This window comes from Williamsia herbipolensis (assembly GCF_000964005.1).
GTDB classification, from domain to species: domain Bacteria; phylum Actinomycetota; class Actinomycetes; order Mycobacteriales; family Mycobacteriaceae; genus Williamsia_A; species Williamsia_A herbipolensis.
Genome location: NZ_JXYP01000031.1, coordinates 88,717 through 105,690 on the forward strand (window position 1 = coordinate 88,717; position 16,974 = coordinate 105,690).

General features: G+C 70.5%; 17 protein-coding genes and 1 riboswitch. Of the genes, 9 read left to right on the plus strand and 8 right to left on the minus strand.

The features are described 5' to 3' along the window. Positions 1 to 9: 9 nt before the first annotated feature. Both TU34_RS17365 and TU34_RS17370 read right to left on the minus strand, forming a co-directional pair. Complete coding sequence (locus tag TU34_RS17365; protein WP_045824146.1) at positions 10 to 2,844, minus strand: sacsin N-terminal ATP-binding-like domain-containing protein; 2,835 nt, start codon at positions 2,842 to 2,844, stop codon at positions 10 to 12. A gap of 19 nt (positions 2,845 to 2,863) precedes the next feature. After that, positions 2,864 to 3,760 carry a DUF3027 domain-containing protein gene (locus TU34_RS17370; protein ID WP_338063010.1) on the minus strand — a complete coding sequence of 299 codons (897 nt, stop codon included), beginning with the start codon at positions 3,758 to 3,760 and terminating at the stop codon, positions 2,864 to 2,866. Positions 3,761 to 3,966: 206 nt separating this feature from the next. On the opposite strand from TU34_RS17370, the gene TU34_RS17375 reads away from it, so the two are divergent. Together TU34_RS17375 and TU34_RS17380 are read left to right on the plus strand one after the other, a co-directional pair. Beyond that, positions 3,967 to 5,760, plus strand: a complete 1,794-nt coding sequence (locus TU34_RS17375) for an MFS transporter (protein WP_045824147.1) — start codon at positions 3,967 to 3,969, stop codon at positions 5,758 to 5,760. Positions 5,761 to 5,766: 6 nt separating this feature from the next. Continuing rightward, complete coding sequence (locus TU34_RS17380; RefSeq protein ID WP_052689018.1) at positions 5,767 to 6,303, plus strand: DUF2771 family protein; 537 nt, start codon at positions 5,767 to 5,769, stop codon at positions 6,301 to 6,303. A 91-nt stretch (positions 6,304 to 6,394) separates the two neighbouring features. Here TU34_RS17380 and TU34_RS24510 read toward each other — a convergent pair whose 3' ends face one another. Then, complete coding sequence (locus TU34_RS24510; protein WP_045824184.1) at positions 6,395 to 6,817, minus strand: cold-shock protein; 423 nt, start codon at positions 6,815 to 6,817, stop codon at positions 6,395 to 6,397. Between the two features lie 223 nt (positions 6,818 to 7,040). On the opposite strand from TU34_RS24510, the gene TU34_RS17390 reads away from it, so the two are divergent. From TU34_RS17390 to TU34_RS17410, 5 genes are all read left to right on the plus strand, one after another. Further along, positions 7,041 to 7,250, plus strand: coding sequence for a hypothetical protein (locus tag TU34_RS17390; RefSeq protein WP_045824148.1), 210 nt, complete (start codon positions 7,041 to 7,043; stop codon positions 7,248 to 7,250). Positions 7,251 to 7,289: 39 nt separating this feature from the next. Then, complete coding sequence (locus TU34_RS17395; RefSeq protein WP_045824149.1) at positions 7,290 to 7,799, plus strand: flavin reductase family protein; 510 nt, start codon at positions 7,290 to 7,292, stop codon at positions 7,797 to 7,799. Between the two features lie 139 nt (positions 7,800 to 7,938). Next, positions 7,939 to 8,970: a GTP 3',8-cyclase MoaA gene (moaA, locus tag TU34_RS17400; RefSeq protein WP_238981368.1), complete on the plus strand. Its 1,032-nt coding sequence runs from the start codon at positions 7,939 to 7,941 to the stop codon at positions 8,968 to 8,970. After that, positions 8,967 to 9,236, plus strand: a complete 270-nt coding sequence (locus TU34_RS17405) for a MoaD/ThiS family protein (protein WP_408068700.1) — start codon at positions 8,967 to 8,969, stop codon at positions 9,234 to 9,236. The genes moaA and TU34_RS17405 overlap by 4 nt, the downstream gene beginning before the upstream one ends. Before the next feature lie 390 nt (positions 9,237 to 9,626). After that, positions 9,627 to 9,765: riboswitch (cyclic di-AMP (ydaO/yuaA leader) on the plus strand. Positions 9,766 to 9,774: 9 nt separating this feature from the next. After that, on the plus strand, positions 9,775 to 10,422 hold the full coding sequence (locus TU34_RS17410; RefSeq protein ID WP_045824151.1) for a transglycosylase family protein: 648 nt from the start codon (positions 9,775 to 9,777) through the stop codon (positions 10,420 to 10,422). 133 nt (positions 10,423 to 10,555) lie between these two features. Here the strand turns inward: TU34_RS17410 and TU34_RS17415 are convergent, their stop codons facing one another. From TU34_RS17415 to TU34_RS17430, 4 genes are all read right to left on the minus strand, one after another. After that, on the minus strand, positions 10,556 to 10,993 hold the full coding sequence (locus TU34_RS17415; RefSeq protein ID WP_045824152.1) for a molybdenum cofactor biosynthesis protein MoaE: 438 nt from the start codon (positions 10,991 to 10,993) through the stop codon (positions 10,556 to 10,558). Further along, a complete protein-coding gene (locus tag TU34_RS17420; RefSeq protein WP_045824153.1) occupies positions 10,993 to 11,469 on the minus strand; it encodes a MogA/MoaB family molybdenum cofactor biosynthesis protein in 477 nt (158 codons plus the stop codon). Before TU34_RS17420 ends, TU34_RS17415 begins: the two co-directional genes overlap by 1 nt. Then, positions 11,466 to 11,891, minus strand: a complete 426-nt coding sequence (gene moaC / locus TU34_RS17425; RefSeq protein ID WP_045824186.1) for a cyclic pyranopterin monophosphate synthase MoaC — start codon at positions 11,889 to 11,891, stop codon at positions 11,466 to 11,468. The genes TU34_RS17420 and moaC overlap by 4 nt, the downstream gene beginning before the upstream one ends. 93 nt (positions 11,892 to 11,984) lie before the next feature. Continuing rightward, positions 11,985 to 12,179, minus strand: a complete 195-nt coding sequence (locus tag TU34_RS17430) for a hypothetical protein (RefSeq protein ID WP_045824154.1) — start codon at positions 12,177 to 12,179, stop codon at positions 11,985 to 11,987. Positions 12,180 to 12,212: 33 nt separating this feature from the next. Here TU34_RS17430 and TU34_RS17435 point away from each other — a divergent pair, with 33 nt between their 5' ends. Further along, entirely contained in the window at positions 12,213 to 14,576 is a 2,364-nt protein-coding gene (locus tag TU34_RS17435; RefSeq protein ID WP_045824155.1) for a helicase-associated domain-containing protein, read from the plus strand. Between the two features lie 61 nt (positions 14,577 to 14,637). Continuing rightward, entirely contained in the window at positions 14,638 to 16,290 is a 1,653-nt protein-coding gene (locus tag TU34_RS17440; protein ID WP_045824187.1) for a DNA repair helicase XPB, read from the plus strand. A 9-nt stretch (positions 16,291 to 16,299) separates the two neighbouring features. Here TU34_RS17440 and TU34_RS22435 read toward each other — a convergent pair whose 3' ends face one another. After that, positions 16,300 to 16,911 carry an LppU/SCO3897 family protein gene (locus TU34_RS22435; protein WP_150116584.1) on the minus strand — a complete coding sequence of 204 codons (612 nt, stop codon included), beginning with the start codon at positions 16,909 to 16,911 and terminating at the stop codon, positions 16,300 to 16,302. Between the last annotated feature and the right edge of the window lie 63 nt (positions 16,912 to 16,974).

A 16,974-nucleotide genomic window follows, 5' to 3' on the forward strand; every position in this document is an offset into this window, starting at 1 on the left:
GTCACCTTTCTACCGGCTGTGTCCCACCGGTCGGCCCAGGTGGTGGATCCCCGCGTCGTCGACCCACCAGTCGACCTCGACGCGGCGGGTGTCGCTGCCCCGCCGCACATCGAGTCGCACGGTGTCGTGCAGGCGCACCTCGCCGCCGGGCGAGGCGATGCCGGTGGCCAGCGCGAAGGTCAGCGCCACCGCGCTCTGCGCCCACGTCGACGGCTCACCCGGTTCGACGACGGTGACCGCGATGTCCTCCCCCGCGGTCGCGATGTCGAGGATCGTGGCCAGGTGCGACGCGTCGGCCGACACCAGCGGCGGTGGCAGCACCACGGCCTCGCCTGGGTCGACGATCTGCAGCATCCACGGCGCGTCGATGACGACGGCGGTCTCGCAGACGGTGCCCGCGAGGGTGCGCACCCCGACCGGCGGATCCAGGTCGTCGAGGTCGAGCACGCCCCGACGATGTGCGCGCACCAACGCGGCGTGGGCCGTCGCGGCGACACCGGGGGCGATCGCGCGGTCGGGGTCACCGAGGCGACGCAGCACCACCGCGGCCAGATCGGTCGAGGTGACCTCGGCGCCGGCGAGCGCACCGGCGAGCAGAGCGGCGTGCGGATGATCGAGCGGGTCGAGAACACCGGCGAAGGTGGCGTCGTCGGGTGCGCGGAACCACCCCAGCGGCGTGTCGTCGATCTCCGCATAGGTCCGCAGCCACCAGGCGGTGTAGCCGGCCGGATCGGTCAGTGTGGCAACCGTCGTCGGGTCGGTCGCGAGGAGCGACAGAGCGGCGGGCCATCGGTCGGGGTCGACGAGATCGAGATCGCGCACCGCGACGAGTCGTTGCGGCTCGGCATCGAGGTGGTCCCACCACTGCGCCTCGTCGGGGAGGTCGTGGTCGGGGCCCGTGGGCAACTCGTCGGCGACGACGGTGAAACCCCACCCGACACCGATCCGACGCAGCGCGTCGACGCCGTGCCTCGTCACGACATCGGCGGCGACACGACCGAACGGCGCGTCGGCCACGAGCACCGACGCGATCGGACTGTCGGGCAGCAGGAGTTCGTCGGCGGGCCGCAGCGGGTCGTCGTCGGGTGAGTCGGTCCGGGTCGGGATGAGCAACTGCCCCAACCAGGGTGGGATGTCGGCCTCGGGGTCGGCGGCCACGAGACCGAGCACCTCGTGTGCCAACCGCTCCGCCGGGTCGTCGCCGGGGATTCCGTCGGACGCCCACGAGTCGGACTCGTGGGTCTCGGTGATGGCCGACCGCAGTGCGGGGTCGGCGAGCAGCTCGCTCACCGATCGTCGCTGCGCGCCGAGCCGTTCGAGCAGCGGGTGCTCGGCCTCGGGGTGCACCGTGGCGACCCATGAGATCGATGGCGGCGCGGTGTCGTCGGCGCTGTCGGCTCTCGCGCCGACGTCGGCCAGCACCAGGCCGCGGACCCCGATCGACATCCGGCCGTCGGCTCGGGGCACCGGGATCGTCGCGATCTCCCCTCGGACCCTGTCGTCGGCGATCATCGGCGAGATGGCCTCGTAGAGGTCGTGCCACCACCGCGGCGGGCGCGTCACGCCGGAGAGTCGTTCGCACACCTCGACGAGGGACGTCTCGGTGACACCGACCCCGGCGAGGCGGCGCAGCGACGTCGTGTCGGACAGCGCGGCGACGACGACACCGTCGAGGAACTCGGCCACCATGTCGGTGACACGCTCTGTGGCATCGGCGATCACGACGGCGCGAGCGGGAGCGACCAGTTCACCGTCGGCGGTGGGCAACCAACTGTGATCGGCGAGGTCGGCGATCACGGCGTCGCGGAGCACACCGTCGGTGGCGCTCGCCGGGAAACCCGCCGACGGGAGGACCGCGAGTCGGTGCGCGGGGTGCAGCGCCAGGGCGAGTCGATGGTATCCGTCGGCGACGACGCGGATGTCGGTGTCGGGGTGCAGCGCACGCCGATCCGGCGTGACCGCGACGTCGGCGACGCACATCGCGGGCAGGGTCAGGGCCAGGTCGGTGCGGGTGGGGGCGTGCAGGACGTCGGCGCCGTGTGGCACCGGCGCATCCGCGGGCCCGGGCATCAGCCACCGCGCGTGTGCGGTGCGGATCTGCGTCCAGGTCGCGGCGCCGATGGTGATGGTGTCGACGTCGTCGACGGTGCTGTCGTGTCGTCGCACCGACGTGTCGCCGCAGCGGATCGCCTGCAGCGCAGGCAGTTCCAGTAACAGGGTGGTGGCCTCACCGGCCATCGACGCGAGGAGCGCCGGTCCGTCGACGTCGTCGCGCAGCAGGATGACGACCTCGGTGTCGTAGCCGTCGGCGGGTGGAATCGGGTCCGGCCACGGCAACCGGAGCATGGGGACGGTCGACTCCGCGACGGCGACATCGCTGTCGCTCAACGCTTCCCGGGTGCGATCCAGCCCGAACACGACGCCGCCGGTCGTCGATCGGACAGACACCTCGACCCCGACCGAGGCGACGGCGTTGAAGCCCACGCCGAACCGTCCGACCTGTCCCGCTCCCGCATCCGACCCGGCCTTGGCCGACACCCGCAGCGCCGCCAGGGAACGCACACCCTCGGCGTGCAACGGCGAGCCGGTGTTCGCGACGTGGAGGACGGTGTCGGGTTCGAGCCACACCGCGAGCGCTCCACCACCGGCGGCGTGGGCGGCATCGGCGGCGTTGGCCGCGAGTTCGGTCAGCAGTCGATCGCGGTATCCGAACTCGACGAGTTCGGATTCGGCCGCGACGTCCTCGGCGAGCCGGGTGGCCGACGATTCCCACGACCGCAGTGTCGACGACCGGATCGATGCGGTGTCGAACGGGTCGTGGTCCGGCGGAACGACGGTGGTCATCGCCGGCCGCGAAGACGGATCAGCTGTCGGCGGAGGCGGATTCGTCGGCCACGGGCGCGACCTCCGCCTCGGTGGGTGCGTCGACCGACGCGACCGTGTCCGACGCCACCGTGTCCGACTCGGCTTCCGGCGCGGCAACGACAGGCGCGTTGTCGGCGGGTGCGTTGTCGGCGGGTGCGGCGGGCACGATCTCGATGGCGCCGTCGTCGTAGGCGTCGTAGGCGGGCGATCCCTCGCCCGAGGGCGCGACCGCGTCGGAGTGCGCACCGCAACCGTATTCGGCGGAGACGACGGTGCCGTCGGCGGCGTACTCGTTGGCGCAGACACCGAACGCGACTCGGAGGGCGCCGGCGACCGGGAGATAGAAGCCGCAACTCCCGCAGTGCAGTTTGCTGGCTCCGGCCATGTCGCTGTCGGGACCGTGGGCGCCCTCGAACCAGCGGGTCGCGGCATCGTCACGGCCTTCGCGCGAGAGCACGCGGGTGCGTCCGAGTCCGAGTTCGAGCATGACGGCGGACACATCTTCGAGGTCGGACTCCGACTGCAACGAATCGGAGTCGATGTGGTTCGGGACGAGACGCGGGTCGTCGGCCGGGGCGGCCAGGACGTCGCCGGGCCCGAGATCCCCGGGGGCGATCCGCTGCGACCACGGCACCCACTGCGGCGCGGTGAGCGCATCGGAGCCGGGCAGCAGTGCGATCTCGCTGACGGTGATGTCGATGTCATCGCCGGCGTCGACCGGCGGACAGGTCGCGAGCACCGAGCACCAGACCCAGCCGCGGTAGCCGGTGATGTCGGCGGCGAAGTAGTGCGACACGGTGCAGTCGCCCTCGACGACAGCTTCGATGTGCTCGCCCACCGCGCCCTCGCCGGAGGCCTCGACGGCCTCACGCGCGATGTCGACGGCGGCGATCAGGCGCGCCTCGAGATCGGCTGTCGACGTCGACCGGTCGGTCGGCGAGTCCTCGAACGCGGCGTCAGCACCGTCCACCACAGTATTCACACCGTCATTCTGCCGCATCGGACGCCGACACCCGCGTTGCGGGTTGGTCGCGATCGGAGCGATAGGGAAGAATCGGCACGGTGAACCGGCCCGGAGAGCGTCGCGGAGTACGTCCGCGTATGCGGCGCGCGCAGGCCGATCCGGCGGCTCCCACCGACCGTTTCGTGGGGCCCGGCGACCGGCCCGCCGGCGAACATCCGGGCGCCGCGAACTATCCCGTCGACGGGCGTCGTCGCGTCCCGATGCCGCCACGCTCCTCGACCGCACCCCGTACCTCGGCCTACCGGCCGCCGCCCACGCACAATCCGCACCTCGACCCGCTCGACGACCGCGTGGAGCGCGACCACCCGCCGGAGCCCGAGCGCGGCACGACGAGGGACGGTTCGCGCGCGATGCCGCGCAAGCTCACCGTCACCCGGGTCGCCGCCCTGCGCGGGCGCGAGCTCACCTCCAAGGGCATCGACAAACTCCACCGCGCCGCCACCGCCGACGGCGCCGATCGATCGGGCCTCACCGCGCTCACGTTCCCGGTGATCCTGAACAACGCCGTCGACGCCGCGATGACCGTCGCTCTCGCCAACACCCTGTTCTTCGCCGCGGCGAGCGCCGAGTCGAAGGGCAAGGTGGCGCTGTACCTCGCGCTGACCATCGCCCCGTTCGCACTCATCGCGCCGCTCATCGGTCCCGCGCTCGACAAACTGCAGCGCGGGCGTCGCATCGCGATGGCCACCACGTTCGGGATCCGGGTCCTGCTGGCCCTGCTCATCATGACCAACGCCGGGTGGGACCCGGTGAAGGACCAGTTGACCTACGACCCGTGGGTGCTCTATCCCTGTGCGCTGGGTCTGCTGGTGCTGTCGAAATCGTTCGGTGTACTCAAATCCGCTGTCACACCTCGCGTTCTGCCGCCGAGCATCGACCTCGTGCGCGTGAACTCCCGCCTGACCACGTGGGGACTGGTGGCCGGCACGGTCATCGGCGGCGCCACCGCCGCACTGTTCGAGACCATGCTCGGCCAGGTGTTGCCCCTGCACGTGCCGGGCGCCATGGTGTGTCTGGCCTTGCTCGCCATCGCGGGCGCGGTGTTCTGCATGCGCATCCCGGCGTGGGTGGAGGTGACCGCGGGCGAGATCCCCGCGACGCTGGCCTACCACGGTGAGCCGCCCGCCCGCCCCGGCACCGACCGCAAGGAACGCAGCTTCACGCCCGCGGCACTGGCCGCAAAGATGCGACAGCCGTTGGGACGCAACGTGCTCACCGGCCTGTGGGGCAACGGCACCATCCGCGTCCTCACCGGCTTCCTCACCCTGTACATCGCGTTCTGGGCGAAATCGAACCAGAACTCCCACACCGGCTGGATGCAGTTGGCGTTGATCGGTGCGGTCGGGGCGGCCGCGGGTGTCGGCAACTTCGTGGGCAACGCGACCGGTACGCGACTCGAGCTGCGGAACCCACAGAAGATCGTGGTCGCGGTGACCGGCGCGAGCCTCGCCGCCGCCGTGCTGGCCGCGGTGTTCGGATCCATCCTGTTCGCCGCCCTGGCCGCACTCGTCGCCTCGGGGACGAGCGCCATCGGCAAAGTGTGTCTCGACTCGTCGATCCAGGACGACCTGCCCGACGAGTCGCGCGCCTCGGCGTTCGGCCGATCGGAATCGGTTCTGCAGTTGTGCTGGGTGATCGGGGCCGCGCTCGGCGTGCTGCTGCCCTCGACGCTGTGGATCGGTTTCACGGTGGTGTCGGTGCTGCTGGCGCTGGGGATGTCGCAGACGTTCTTCACCTACCGCGGCGCCACCCTGGTCCCCGGGTTCGGTGGACGGCGCCCGGCGCAGACCCAACCCACCGGCGCCATCGACCTCGACCGCCTGGCCACCCGCCGCGTCCGCGTCGAGTCACACGAGAAGAACGGACTGTAGAGCCCCGTGTTCAGACTGAGCTCCGGCGAGAAGAAGTTCGTCGCCATCATCGCGATCATCGGTGTCGTCTTCGTGGCGGTGGTCGCGGGCGGCGTGTTCGCGCTGACCTCCGGCCACGAGGAGGAGGCGCCTTACCTGCAGGCCACCACCGGCAAGACACTGGTGAAGGTGCAGCCGACGATCCTGTGCGACATCGACCTCTCGAACTGTCGCAAGGGCGCCGAGGGCACCTTCGCGCGAGAGCTGCCCGTGCCGGTCGGTGAGCAGGCCATCATCTCGGTGTCGCAGGGCATCGCCGACGCCCCGTGGGCACTCACGATCGAGTACCTGACCCCGAAGGGCTTCGAGCAGGAGCCGCCGGTGTTCTACGCGCCCAACGAGCGGTTCACGTTCACCGTGTCGTCGACGAAGGACAAGATCGTGTCGAACGTGGAGGTACGCCTGCCCTCGGGCCGCACCGACGCCGGCGGCGCACCCATCACCCGCGGCTTCTGGTCGCTCAAGACCCTGCCGCCGAACACCGAGGTACCGGCCGCACGGTAGCGGCGTTCGCACGACGCCGTGTTGTTCGCACGTCGCCAGCGGCATGCGAACGGTCAGGGAGCGCGCGAGCGGTGTCAGAACAGGCGAGAACTCAGTGCTCGAGCTCCCGGGCGACGGCGCGGACGACCTCGGAGATGCGCTGCGCGGTCTTGCGATCCGGGTAGCGGCCGTGACGGAGGTCGGGCTGCACCTTGCCCTCGAGCAGGGTGATGAGATCGGCGACCATGCCGTGCAGCTCGTCGGGTGAATGACGCTTGGCGGCCGGCTCGCGCGCGGCGGCGGCCTCGCGGGCGTTCTTCGCGACGCTCGGGGCCGGTTCCAGCACGGTCACCGACAGCGCCTGCGGGCCGCGACGTCCCGCAGCCATGCCGAACTCGACCTTCTGGCCCGGTTTGAGGCCCTCGACGCCCGAGGGCAGCGCACTCGACCGCACGTAGACATCCTCCCCACCCTCCTGGGACAGGAAGCCGAAGCCCTTTTCTGCGTCGTACCATTTCACCTTGCCGGTAGGCACCGTGCTCACCTTCACATCGTCGTAGCGTCTCGAGTCGTCGGCCCGGGGAATGCCCTGGCACGACGAAAGCGCACCGAGGTGGAGACATCAGTCCCACTCACCGACGCGCTACTCCACCATTCTATGCCCTCGTCGTCGAGTGATTTGCCCGCACGGACTCCATCACCACCGACGGCGGGCGCCGATGCGCGCCCGACCGGCGCGCTGCTCTACCGTCGTGGGTATGCCATCGGCTTCCCGGAACCGGCTGCTCTACGCAGCGCTGATCTTCTTCGCGATCGGCTTCGCGGCCACCGTGACGATGTTCGCCGTCCCCGCACTCGACGACGGCACGCGCGCGCCCGCCCTGGTGTACCTGCTGACCCTCGGCCTGCCGATCGGCTTCGTTCTCGCGCTCGTGTTCGCCCTGCGTTCCGGGCGACGGCACCGATGACGAGGACACCGACGAGGGGGCACGAATGAGGGGATACCGATGACCGTGACCGTGACCGATCTGCGTCCCGCCGCCGACGGCGACGCCCTGCGCAGCGCATACAGCTGTTTCCCGTCGGGGGTCGTGGCGGTGTGCGCCGAGATCGACGGCGTCGCGGTGGGCATGGCCGCGAGCTCGTTCGCCACGGTGTCGCTCGATCCCCCGCTGGTGTCGCTGTGCGTGCAGCACACCTCGAGCACCTGGCCGAAGCTGCGCGACGCCCCGTCGATCGGGGTCAGCGTCTTCTCCGCCGGCCAGGACGCGCTGTGCCGCCAGCTCGCCGGCGCGGCCGATCACCGCTTCGACGGCGTCACCCCCGCGGTCACCGACTCGGGCGCACTGTTCGTCCCCGACGCCGCCGCGATCCTCTCCTGCACCCTCTACAACGAGATCCCCGCCGGCGACCACAATCTGGTGCTGCTCGAGATCACCGCGCTCGACGCCGACCCCGACATCGAGCCGCTGGTGTTCCACGCGAGCACGTTCCGGGCCCTGGAGGCCCGCGCCTGACCCCTGCGCGACCTCGCGGCCGTCGACGTGATCGTCACTCGCGGTCGGAGCTGGCTACGCTGGTGTCATGACAGCCATCGCCCTGGGCATCCCGCTCGCCGTGCCCGGCGTCTCGGGCGCGGCGGTCGACACCGAGGGCATGCCCACCGAGGGTCCGATGCTCGACACCTTCGGTCGTGCCGCCCGTGACCTGCGCGTCTCGCTGACCGATCGCTGCAATCTGCGCTGCACCTACTGCATGCCGGCCGAGGGCCTCGACTGGCTCCCCGGCGACGCCGTGCTCTCGGCCGACGAGATCATCCGGCTCATCACCATCGGTGTCACCGAGCTGGGCATCGAGGCCGTCCGGTTCACCGGCGGCGAGCCGCTGCTCCGCAAGGACCTGCCGCGCATCGTCGAGGCCGTCTCGGCACTGCCCGGGCATCCCGAGACCTCGGTGACCACGAACGGCCTGGGACTGCGTCGTCACGCGCGGGCGCTGGCCGACGCGGGGTTGAGCCGGGTGAACGTCTCCCTCGACACCCTCGACCGCGATCGCTTCGCGGCCATCACCCGCCGCGACCGCATCGCCGACGTGCTCGACGGTCTCGCCGCGGCCGCCGAGGCCGGCCTCACGCCGGTCAAGGTGAACGCGGTGCTCCATCCCGAGGGCGGTCTCGACGACGCCCCGGCCCTGTTGGCCATGTGCCTCGAGCACGGCTTCTCGCTGCGGATCATCGAGCAGATGCCGCTCGACGCCGAGCACCAGTGGTCGCAGGCGGACATGATCACCGCCGATCAGGTCGTCGAGCGGCTCTCGCGCGACTACGTTCTCGTGGCCGACACCGCACCACGCGGATCGGCACCGGCACAGACGTGGATCGTCGACGGCCACCACGTCACCCATGCCGACGGCACCGTCACGCCCGCGCGGGTCGGGATCATCGCCTCGGTGACCCGCCCGTTCTGCGGCGACTGTGACCGCACGCGCCTCACCGCCGACGGTCAGCTGCGCACCTGCCTGTTCTCGACCACCGAGACCGATCTGCGCGCACTCCTGCGCACCGGCGCCGACGACGCCGCGATCGCACTGGCCTGGCGTGGCGCGACCTGGGGCAAATTGCCCGGGCACGCCATCAACGACCCCGGGTTCCTGCAGCCCACCCGTCCGATGTCCGCGATCGGCGGATGAGCGTCGACCGCGGCACCGTGGCGGTGCAGGTGCGCTACTTCGCGGCGGCACGCGCAGCCGCCGGTCACGACGAGGAGACCGTCGAGATCGGGTCGTCGGCGACCGTGGGCGACCTGGAGTCGGCCCTGGGACGCGAGAACCCGGCGTTGGCGCAGGTCCTGCGGCGATGTACCTACCTGCGCGACTCCGTCGCCGTACGCGACCGTTCCCTGCCGGTCGCCCCGTGCGCCGTGATCGAGGTTCTACCACCGTTCGCCGGTGGCTGAGGTCACAACTGCGTATCTGTGAGATCCCGACTGCGCGACCACTTTTCGAGTGTCGACGGAACCATTCCCACCCACGTGAATCCATGCCCGATCCGCGCTGTGACCTTGTTCACATCACGGGGCGATAACGGATCGGACACGGACCGGCTATCAGCGCTGTGGCCTGCGATGACGACCGAAACGCGTTCGTCATACATGGCGACACGTCCACTCGTTCGTCATGCGAAGGTATGACACACCTGAGACGACCACGTAGCGTCTCGTTCGGCTGCACCTGCGGCCACACCCGAAACAACATGTTCTGTCTGCCGCGCCAAACCTCGTTCCGTGGACAGAGCCTCCAGAGACACACTTCAGGAACGAGGGCGGGGGACCCACCTCCGACATCGACGGTCACGACCGCCGGCATCGGAAACGGAGCTCGTCATCAATGACGAGTCCCTCGGGGTGAAGCTCCGCACTGCGGAGCCGGGCAACCTCTCAGCCCGAACCCGACAGCTGACTTCGTCGGCGCGTGGAGAGAGGAAACAACAGCTCTATGTCCGGACGTCATCGCAAGCAGTCATCCGCCACCCGTACCGTCGCCCGAGTGGCCGTGACCTCCGCCGTTCTCGGCGGTGGCGCCACCCTCCTCATGGGAGTGGGCAACGCCTCGGCCGCCACTGATGCAGAGTGGAACCAGGTCGCACAGTGTGAGTCGGGCGGTAACTGGGGAATCAACACCGGCAACGGCTACCAGGGCGGGCTGCAGTTCAGCCAGAGCACCTGGGCCGGCCACGGCGGCACCCAGTACGCACCCACGGCCAACGAGGCCACCAAGGAGCAGCAGATCGCTGTCGCCGAGCGCGTGCTCGCCGGCCAGGGCAAGGGCGCATGGCCCGTCTGCGGCACCGGCCTCGGCGCCCCGACCCCGCGTTCGGCCCCGACCGACGTGCCGAAGCTCCCCGAGTTCAAGGCGCCCGACCTCAACGGCAAGGCCTCGGCCCCCGTGAAGTCGCTGGAGGAGGCCGCACCGGCCAAGACCACCGCCGACGTCAAGAAGCAGGTCGACGAGGCTGTCGCCAAGCCCGGCGTGAACCCGGCCATCGCCGCGTTCTGGGAGCAGGCCAAGCGCAGCGGTTTCCAGCTCGACGCCGGACAGATCGCTCTGTTCAACCAGAACAAGGGACTTCTCCCCCTGCCGTGATCTCCTGACACGGCTCGCAGTCGAAGGGCCCCGCACGTGACCTCGCCGTCCGTGCGGGGCCCTTTTCCATTCCCCGACCGTGCCGAAACTCCCGCCGAGCGGGCCGAAGGTGTCCGCCGAACGTGCCGAGACGTCAGGCCGAGCCGACCCATTCGTCGGTGCCGTCGGCGAAGATCTGGTGCTTCCAGACGGGCAATGCCTCTTTGACGTCGTCGACGAGGCGGGCACAGGCGTCGAAGGCGGCGCGACGGTGGTCGGCCGCCACCGCGACGACGAGCGCCGCGTCGCCGATCACGAGATCACCGACGCGATGCGACACGGCGATCGCGCGCACACCGTCCGATTCCGCGGCGACCTTCGCGACGACCTCGGCGACCACGTCGCCGGCGGTGGGGTGCGCCGAGTAGTGCAGTGCGCGCACATCGCGACCCCCGTCGTGGTTGCGGACCGCGCCGATGAAACCGACGACCGCGCCCGCGGCACCGCCTGCGGCGTCGACCACGGCACGCTCGTGGTCGGCGAGGTCGATGGGCGCGTCGGTCACGACAGCGCGAGCGACGACCGCGGCCATCAGTGGTCGCCGCCGCGGATCTGATCGAGAGCGTGGGCGAGCACCGGCTCGAGCACCGCGAGACCGTCCTTCACGCCGCCGGTGGAGCCGGGGAGGTTCACGATCAGCGTCGAGCCGGCGACACCCGCGGTGCCACGCGAGAGGATCGCGGTGGGCACCTTGTCGACACCCGCGCCGCGCACGGCGTCGGCCAATCCGGGGATCTCGCGGTCGAGGACGGCGCGGGTCTGTTCGGGCGTCAGGTCGGTGGGATGCAGTCCGGTGCCGCCGGTGGTGATGATCAGCGACACCTGCGCCTCGACGGCGGCACGGAGCGCGTCGCCGACGCCGTCCCCGTCGGCCACCACGACGACGTCGTCGACCTCGATGGACCGCTCGGAGAGCCAGATGGCGATCACGGGACCGGTCCGGTCGGTGTAGACACCGGCCGCGGCGCGGGTCGAGGAGACGACGACGCGCGCGGTGTGGGCGGTCATCGCGACCAGGTGCCGCGTTTGCCGCCGGACTTCGTGAGCAGTCGGATGTCGGTCATGCTCGCCCACGGATCGAGTGCCTTGACCATGTCGTGCAGGGTGAGACCGGCGACGGCGACGGCGGTCAGCGCCTCCATCTCGACACCGGTGCGATCCGACGTCGCGGCGGTCGCGGTGACGTCGATGCTCTCGGCGGCGATCGTGAAGTCGACCGTCACCGACGAGAGCGCCACCTGGTGGCACAGCGGGATCAGGTCGGGAGTGCGTTTGGCGCCCATGATGGCCGCGATGCGCGCGGTCGCGAGGGCGTCGCCCTTGGCGAGCGCGCCGTCGGACAGGGCGTCGATCACCTGGGCGGTGGTGCGGAACGTCCCACCGGCGACGGCGACACGGTCGCTGACCGACTTTCCCCCGACATCGACCATGCGCGCGGCACCGGTCGCATCGATGTGCGTCAGACCGGAGGCGACGGGATCCCCGGGGAGGTCGTCACCCGGTGATCGCGAATCAGACACCGATCAGCGGTTGGGCGTGGTCTTGGCGTGCGTGTACGGCAGCTGGTCGACCGGCAGCGGGAACTCGACGTCACCGAAGGGCGACAGCGCTCCGGAGATGCTGGCGGCGAACTCCGACACGGCGTGCTCGTGATCACCCTCGTCCGACTGGGGCCAGCCGTTGTCGACGTATCTCTTCTTTTCAGCCACGGCGATCATTCTGCCATGGGAGCGGTCCCTATCATCGGTGGGATGAGTTCTGGGGATCGACGCGACGGCTCGATCGATGCCGCAGGTCCCGGCGGGCTCGCGGCCGACCTCGGCGCACGCACCGACGACCAGCTCGTCGCGTTGATGGCGGCGCGCCCCGACCTCGCCAGTCCCCCACCCGCGGGCACCGCGGTCCTCGCCCAGCGCGCCCTGGCCGGACCGTCGATCAACCTCGCGGCCGACGACCTCGATCTGCTCACGGTGGCCGTGGCCGAGCAGACGATCCGCCTCGGCACCGACACCGACCGCCGACGCATCGGTGTCCCCACGTCGGTCGACGCGGTCGTCGGGGCGCTCGACGGGCGGGCCGAGAAAGACGACATCGTCGCGCGACTCGATCTGCTGCGTACCCGCGCGCTCGTGTGGGGCACCGACACCGAGCTGATGACCGGCGCCCACACCCCCGCGCTGCTGCCCACCCGGGCACTGCATCTCACCGGCCCGTTGGCCGATCGGACCCTCGCCGACATCGCCGAGACGCTGTCGTCGGTGAGTGAACGCGAGCGGGAACTGTTGGACACGCTGGCAACAGGGTCGCCGCTGGGTCGCACCCGCGACGCCGCGCCCGACGCCGACCCGCAGCGCCCCGTGCCGCGGCTGGTGTCGCTGGGTCTGCTGGCCCGCGTCGACGACCAGACCGTCGAGCTCCCACCCGTCCTCGGACAGTTGCTGCGTGGCGAGAAGCCCAGCGAGCCACACGATCTGCGCGAGCCCGCCCTGGTCCCGGTGACCGGGGCACGGAAGTTCACCGTCGCCGACGTCGAGGCGGCCGCCGGTGGCGAGGCCCTGGAACTGCTACGCCACCTCACCGACACCGTCGACGCGCTGGGCACCACGCCGGCACTGGTGTTGCGGGCGGGCGGCCTCGGCGTCCGGGAGCTGCGCAAGCTGAGCAAGACGACCGGGATCGACGCCACCCGACAGGGTTTCGTGGTGGAACTGCTCGCCGGGGCCCGATTCATCGACAGCGGATTCCCCGATCCGCCCCTGGAGAGCGGCGAGCCGGCGTGGGCGCCGACGGTGTCGGCCGACCCCTGGCTCCACCAACCGCCCGAGCGGCGCTGGCTCGCCATCGCCGACGCCTGGCTGACGTTGCCGCGACGGCCCTGGCAGATCGGCGAGGCGAGCACCGAGGGCGCACCGATCCCCTCGCTCGCCGGTGACCTCTACGACGTCTCGGCGGTGGTCGAACGGCGAATGGTGTTGACCGCGCTGGCCGCCGGTGCGCCCGGCAAGTCGATCGACCCCGACGCGTTGATGGCCCTGATCGCCTGGCGACACCCCCGGTGGCAACGCCGGCTGTCCCGGCGGCTCGTCGATGCCACCCTGGAGGAGGCGCGCGCGCTGGGTCTCGTCGCGCACGGCGCCCTGACGGCGTCGGGCCGCGCGCTGCTGACGATGGCCGAGCGCGACGTCACCGCGGTCGACGTCGACAAGCCGGTCGTGGCCGCGATGGCCAAGGCGCTGCCTGACCCGATCGACTTCTTCCTCACCCAGGCCGACCTCACGGTCACCGCGCCCGGACCGCTCACCGCAGAGTTGTCGGCAGAACTCGCGCTCGTCGCCGATCTCGAATCCGGCGGCGCCGCATCGGTGTATCGCGTCACCGACACCTCGGTGCGCCGCGCCCTCGACACCGGGCGCACCGGCACCGAGTTGATGGGCTTCTTCACCGCGCACTCGAAGACCCCGGTGCCGCAGTCGCTCGAGTACCTGATCGACGACGTCGCGCGGCGCCACGGTCAACTGCGCGTCGGTGTCGCCTCGTCGTTCATCCGGTGCGAGGACGCGACGACGCTGGCGGCTGTGCTGTCCTCGCCGGTCACCGAGGCGCTGGCTCTCCGGGCCCTCGCCCCCACGGTCGCGGTGTCGCAGGCACCGCTGCGGCAGGTGCTCGACGAACTGCGCGCGGCCGGATTCGCACCCGCGGGCGAGGACAGTGCGGGCGATCTGGTCGACCTGCGTGAGCGCGGCGCGCGTGTGCCCATCCAGCGCAATCAACGTCGATCGGCCCGCCGACCACCCACCCCGAACGCCGACCAGCTGGCGACGGTGGTCACCCGCATGCGGATGCAGGACACCGCCGTCTCCGCGGTCCCGGCGCACTCGACGAGCGCGGTCCGCGCCGGCGGAGGCGAGCCGGCCACCGCCCTGTTGCAACTGGCGATGCGCGTGGGCCGCGAGGTGCGGATCGGCTACGTCGACGCGCACGGCTCGGCGAGCAAGCACGTGGTCGTCCCGAAGCTCGTCGGTGCAGGTCAGCTCGTTGTGAACGATGCCGACGGCGCCGACGAGCGCTACGCCCTGCACCGCATCACCTCGGTGGAACTGCTCGAGGGCTCCTAGCTGCGAGGGGCCTGTCCCACCGGCCGCGACACGGTCTGCGAAAACCGTGGACAATGGATCGGTGACCGAAGGCCCTTTGATCGTCCAGTCCGACAAGACCCTGCTCCTCGAGGTCGACCACCCCGATGCGCCCGCCGCGCGTGGCGCGATCGCGCCGTTCGCCGAGCTCGAACGTGCCCCCGAGCACGTGCACACCTATCGCATCACCCCGTTGGCGCTGTGGAACGCGCGCGCCGCCGGTCACGACGCCGAGCAGGTGGTCGACGCCCTGGTCAGCTTCTCCCGCTATGCGGTGCCCCAGCCGCTGCTGATGGACATCGTCGACACCATGGGCCGCTTCGGCCGTCTGCAGCTGGTGAAGAGCCCGGTGCACGGTCTCACCCTGGTCAGCCTCGATCGCGCGGTGCTCGAAGAGGTGATGCGACACAAGAAGATCGCGCCGATGCTCGGCGCGCGGCTCGACGACGACACCGTCGTGGTGCATCCGTCGGAGCGCGGTCACATCAAGCAGTTGCTGCTCAAGATCGGTTGGCCTGCTGAGGATCTCGCCGGGTACGTCGACGGCGAGGCGCATCCGATCGAGCTCGCCGAGACCGACTGGGAGCTCCGCGATTATCAGCAGATGGCGGCCGATTCGTTCTGGGCCGGCGGCTCGGGCGTCGTCGTGCTGCCCTGTGGCGCGGGCAAGACCATGGTCGGCGCCGCGGCGATGGCCAAGGCCGGCGCCACCACCCTGATCCTGGTGACGAACACCGTCGCCGGTCGGCAGTGGAAGCGCGAGCTCATCGCCCGCACGTCGCTGACCGAGGAGGAGATCGGCGAGTACTCCGGTGAGCGCAAGGAGATCCGTCCGGTCACCATCGCGACGTATCAGGTGATGACCCGTCGCTCGAAGGGCGAGTACCGCAACCTGGAGCTGTTCGACTCCCGCGACTGGGGACTCATCATCTACGACGAGGTGCACCTGCTGCCCGCGCCGGTGTTCCGGATGACCGCCGACCTGCAGTCGCGCCGCCGCCTCGGCCTCACCGCGACGTTGGTCCGCGAGGACGGTCGCGAGGGCGACGTGTTCAGCCTGATCGGGCCGAAACGCTATGACGCGCCGTGGAAGGACATCGAGGCACAGGGCTGGATCGCGCCCGCGGACTGCATCGAGGTCCGGGTCACACTCACCGACGAGGAGCGGCTGCAGTACGCCGTGGCCGAGCCGGAGGAGAAGTACAAGCTCTGCTCGACCGCGCACACCAAGGTCAACGTGGTGAAGTCGATCCTGGCCCGCCACGAGGATGCGCCCACACTGATCATCGGCGCCTACATCGATCAGCTCGAGGAACTCGGTGCCGCGCTCGACGCGCCGGTGATCCAGGGGTCGACCAAGAACTCCGAGCGCGAGATCCTGTTCGAGCAGTTCCGGCGCGGCGAGGTCTCGACTCTGGTGGTCAGCAAGGTCGCCAACTTCTCCATCGATCTGCCCGAAGCGTCTGTGGCCGTGCAGGTCTCGGGAACGTTCGGGTCACGCCAGGAGGAGGCGCAGCGTCTCGGCCGGCTGCTGCGACCGAAGAAGGACGGCGGTCAGGCCCACTTCTACTCGGTGGTCTCCCGCGACACCCTCGATGCCGACTACGCCGCGCACCGGCAGCGTTTCCTCGCCGAGCAGGGCTACGCCTACCGCATCACCGACGCCGACGACCTGCTCGGACCGGCGATCGGCTGAGCCGGCCGTTCAGGTGGGTGTGCCCGACGGCGGTGCGAGGCAGTAGCCGACGGGGCGCGGCAGCGCGAACCCGACGGCCCGACTGCCGTCCGGACAATCCGGCGTGATGTCGCCCGCGGTCCGGCGGGCGACCTGCACGATGGTGTTCGATCCGCGGGCGATCGCGGTGCATGCACGGTCGACGAACGCCGATCGTGAGCCGATCTCGTAGCACCGACCTTCGCGGAGATTCGGTGACAGACACAGTGATCCGTCTCCGGACAGCGAGACCTGGTCGTAGGCCGGGCCCGGGCACTGCGACCGTGACAGGTCCGACGTACTCGCGACGTAATAGGTGACCTCGTCGCGGCCACAACTGGCCCGCCGGACGCTGACCTCGTCGTTGTCGGCGTTGCGCACCGAGACGCAGTCCCCCACGGCGACGTCGTCCGTCGAGTCGACGCGGTTGTGGATGTTCGTGAACGCGAACACCGCGACGGCGATCACGAGACCGAGGATGACGACCAGCGCGGCCCAGAGGATCGGGGGCACCGCGCGTCGTCGCGCCGACGGCAGCGGGGGGTACCCGCCGTAGGGCGATGGGGGGCCGAGAGGCGGCGGCCCGAAGCCGGGGTGGGTCACGGACTCGTTCCTGTCATTGCGGGGTCAGCAGGGATGCGCAGTAGGTGAGCGGGTGCACCGACT

Coding starts and splice junctions, on each gene's coding strand:
- TU34_RS17365 (WP_045824146.1), bottom strand. CDS start 2,844: ATGACCACCGTCGTTCCGCCGGACCACGACCCGTTCGACACCGCATCG.
- TU34_RS17375 (WP_045824147.1), top strand. CDS start 3,967: ATGCGGCGCGCGCAGGCCGATCCGGCGGCTCCCACCGACCGTTTCGTG.
- TU34_RS17390 (WP_045824148.1), top strand. CDS start 7,041: ATGCCATCGGCTTCCCGGAACCGGCTGCTCTACGCAGCGCTGATCTTC.
- TU34_RS17395 (WP_045824149.1), top strand. CDS start 7,290: ATGACCGTGACCGTGACCGATCTGCGTCCCGCCGCCGACGGCGACGCC.
- moaA (WP_238981368.1), top strand. CDS start 7,939: ATGCCCACCGAGGGTCCGATGCTCGACACCTTCGGTCGTGCCGCCCGT.
- TU34_RS17405 (WP_408068700.1), top strand. CDS start 8,967: ATGAGCGTCGACCGCGGCACCGTGGCGGTGCAGGTGCGCTACTTCGCG.
- TU34_RS17410 (WP_045824151.1), top strand. CDS start 9,775: ATGTCCGGACGTCATCGCAAGCAGTCATCCGCCACCCGTACCGTCGCC.
- TU34_RS17415 (WP_045824152.1), bottom strand. CDS start 10,993: ATGGCCGCGGTCGTCGCTCGCGCTGTCGTGACCGACGCGCCCATCGAC.
- TU34_RS17420 (WP_045824153.1), bottom strand. CDS start 11,469: ATGACCGCCCACACCGCGCGCGTCGTCGTCTCCTCGACCCGCGCCGCG.
- moaC (WP_045824186.1), bottom strand. CDS start 11,891: ATGGTCGATGTCGGGGGAAAGTCGGTCAGCGACCGTGTCGCCGTCGCC.
- TU34_RS17430 (WP_045824154.1), bottom strand. CDS start 12,179: ATGATCGCCGTGGCTGAAAAGAAGAGATACGTCGACAACGGCTGGCCC.
- TU34_RS17435 (WP_045824155.1), top strand. CDS start 12,213: ATGAGTTCTGGGGATCGACGCGACGGCTCGATCGATGCCGCAGGTCCC.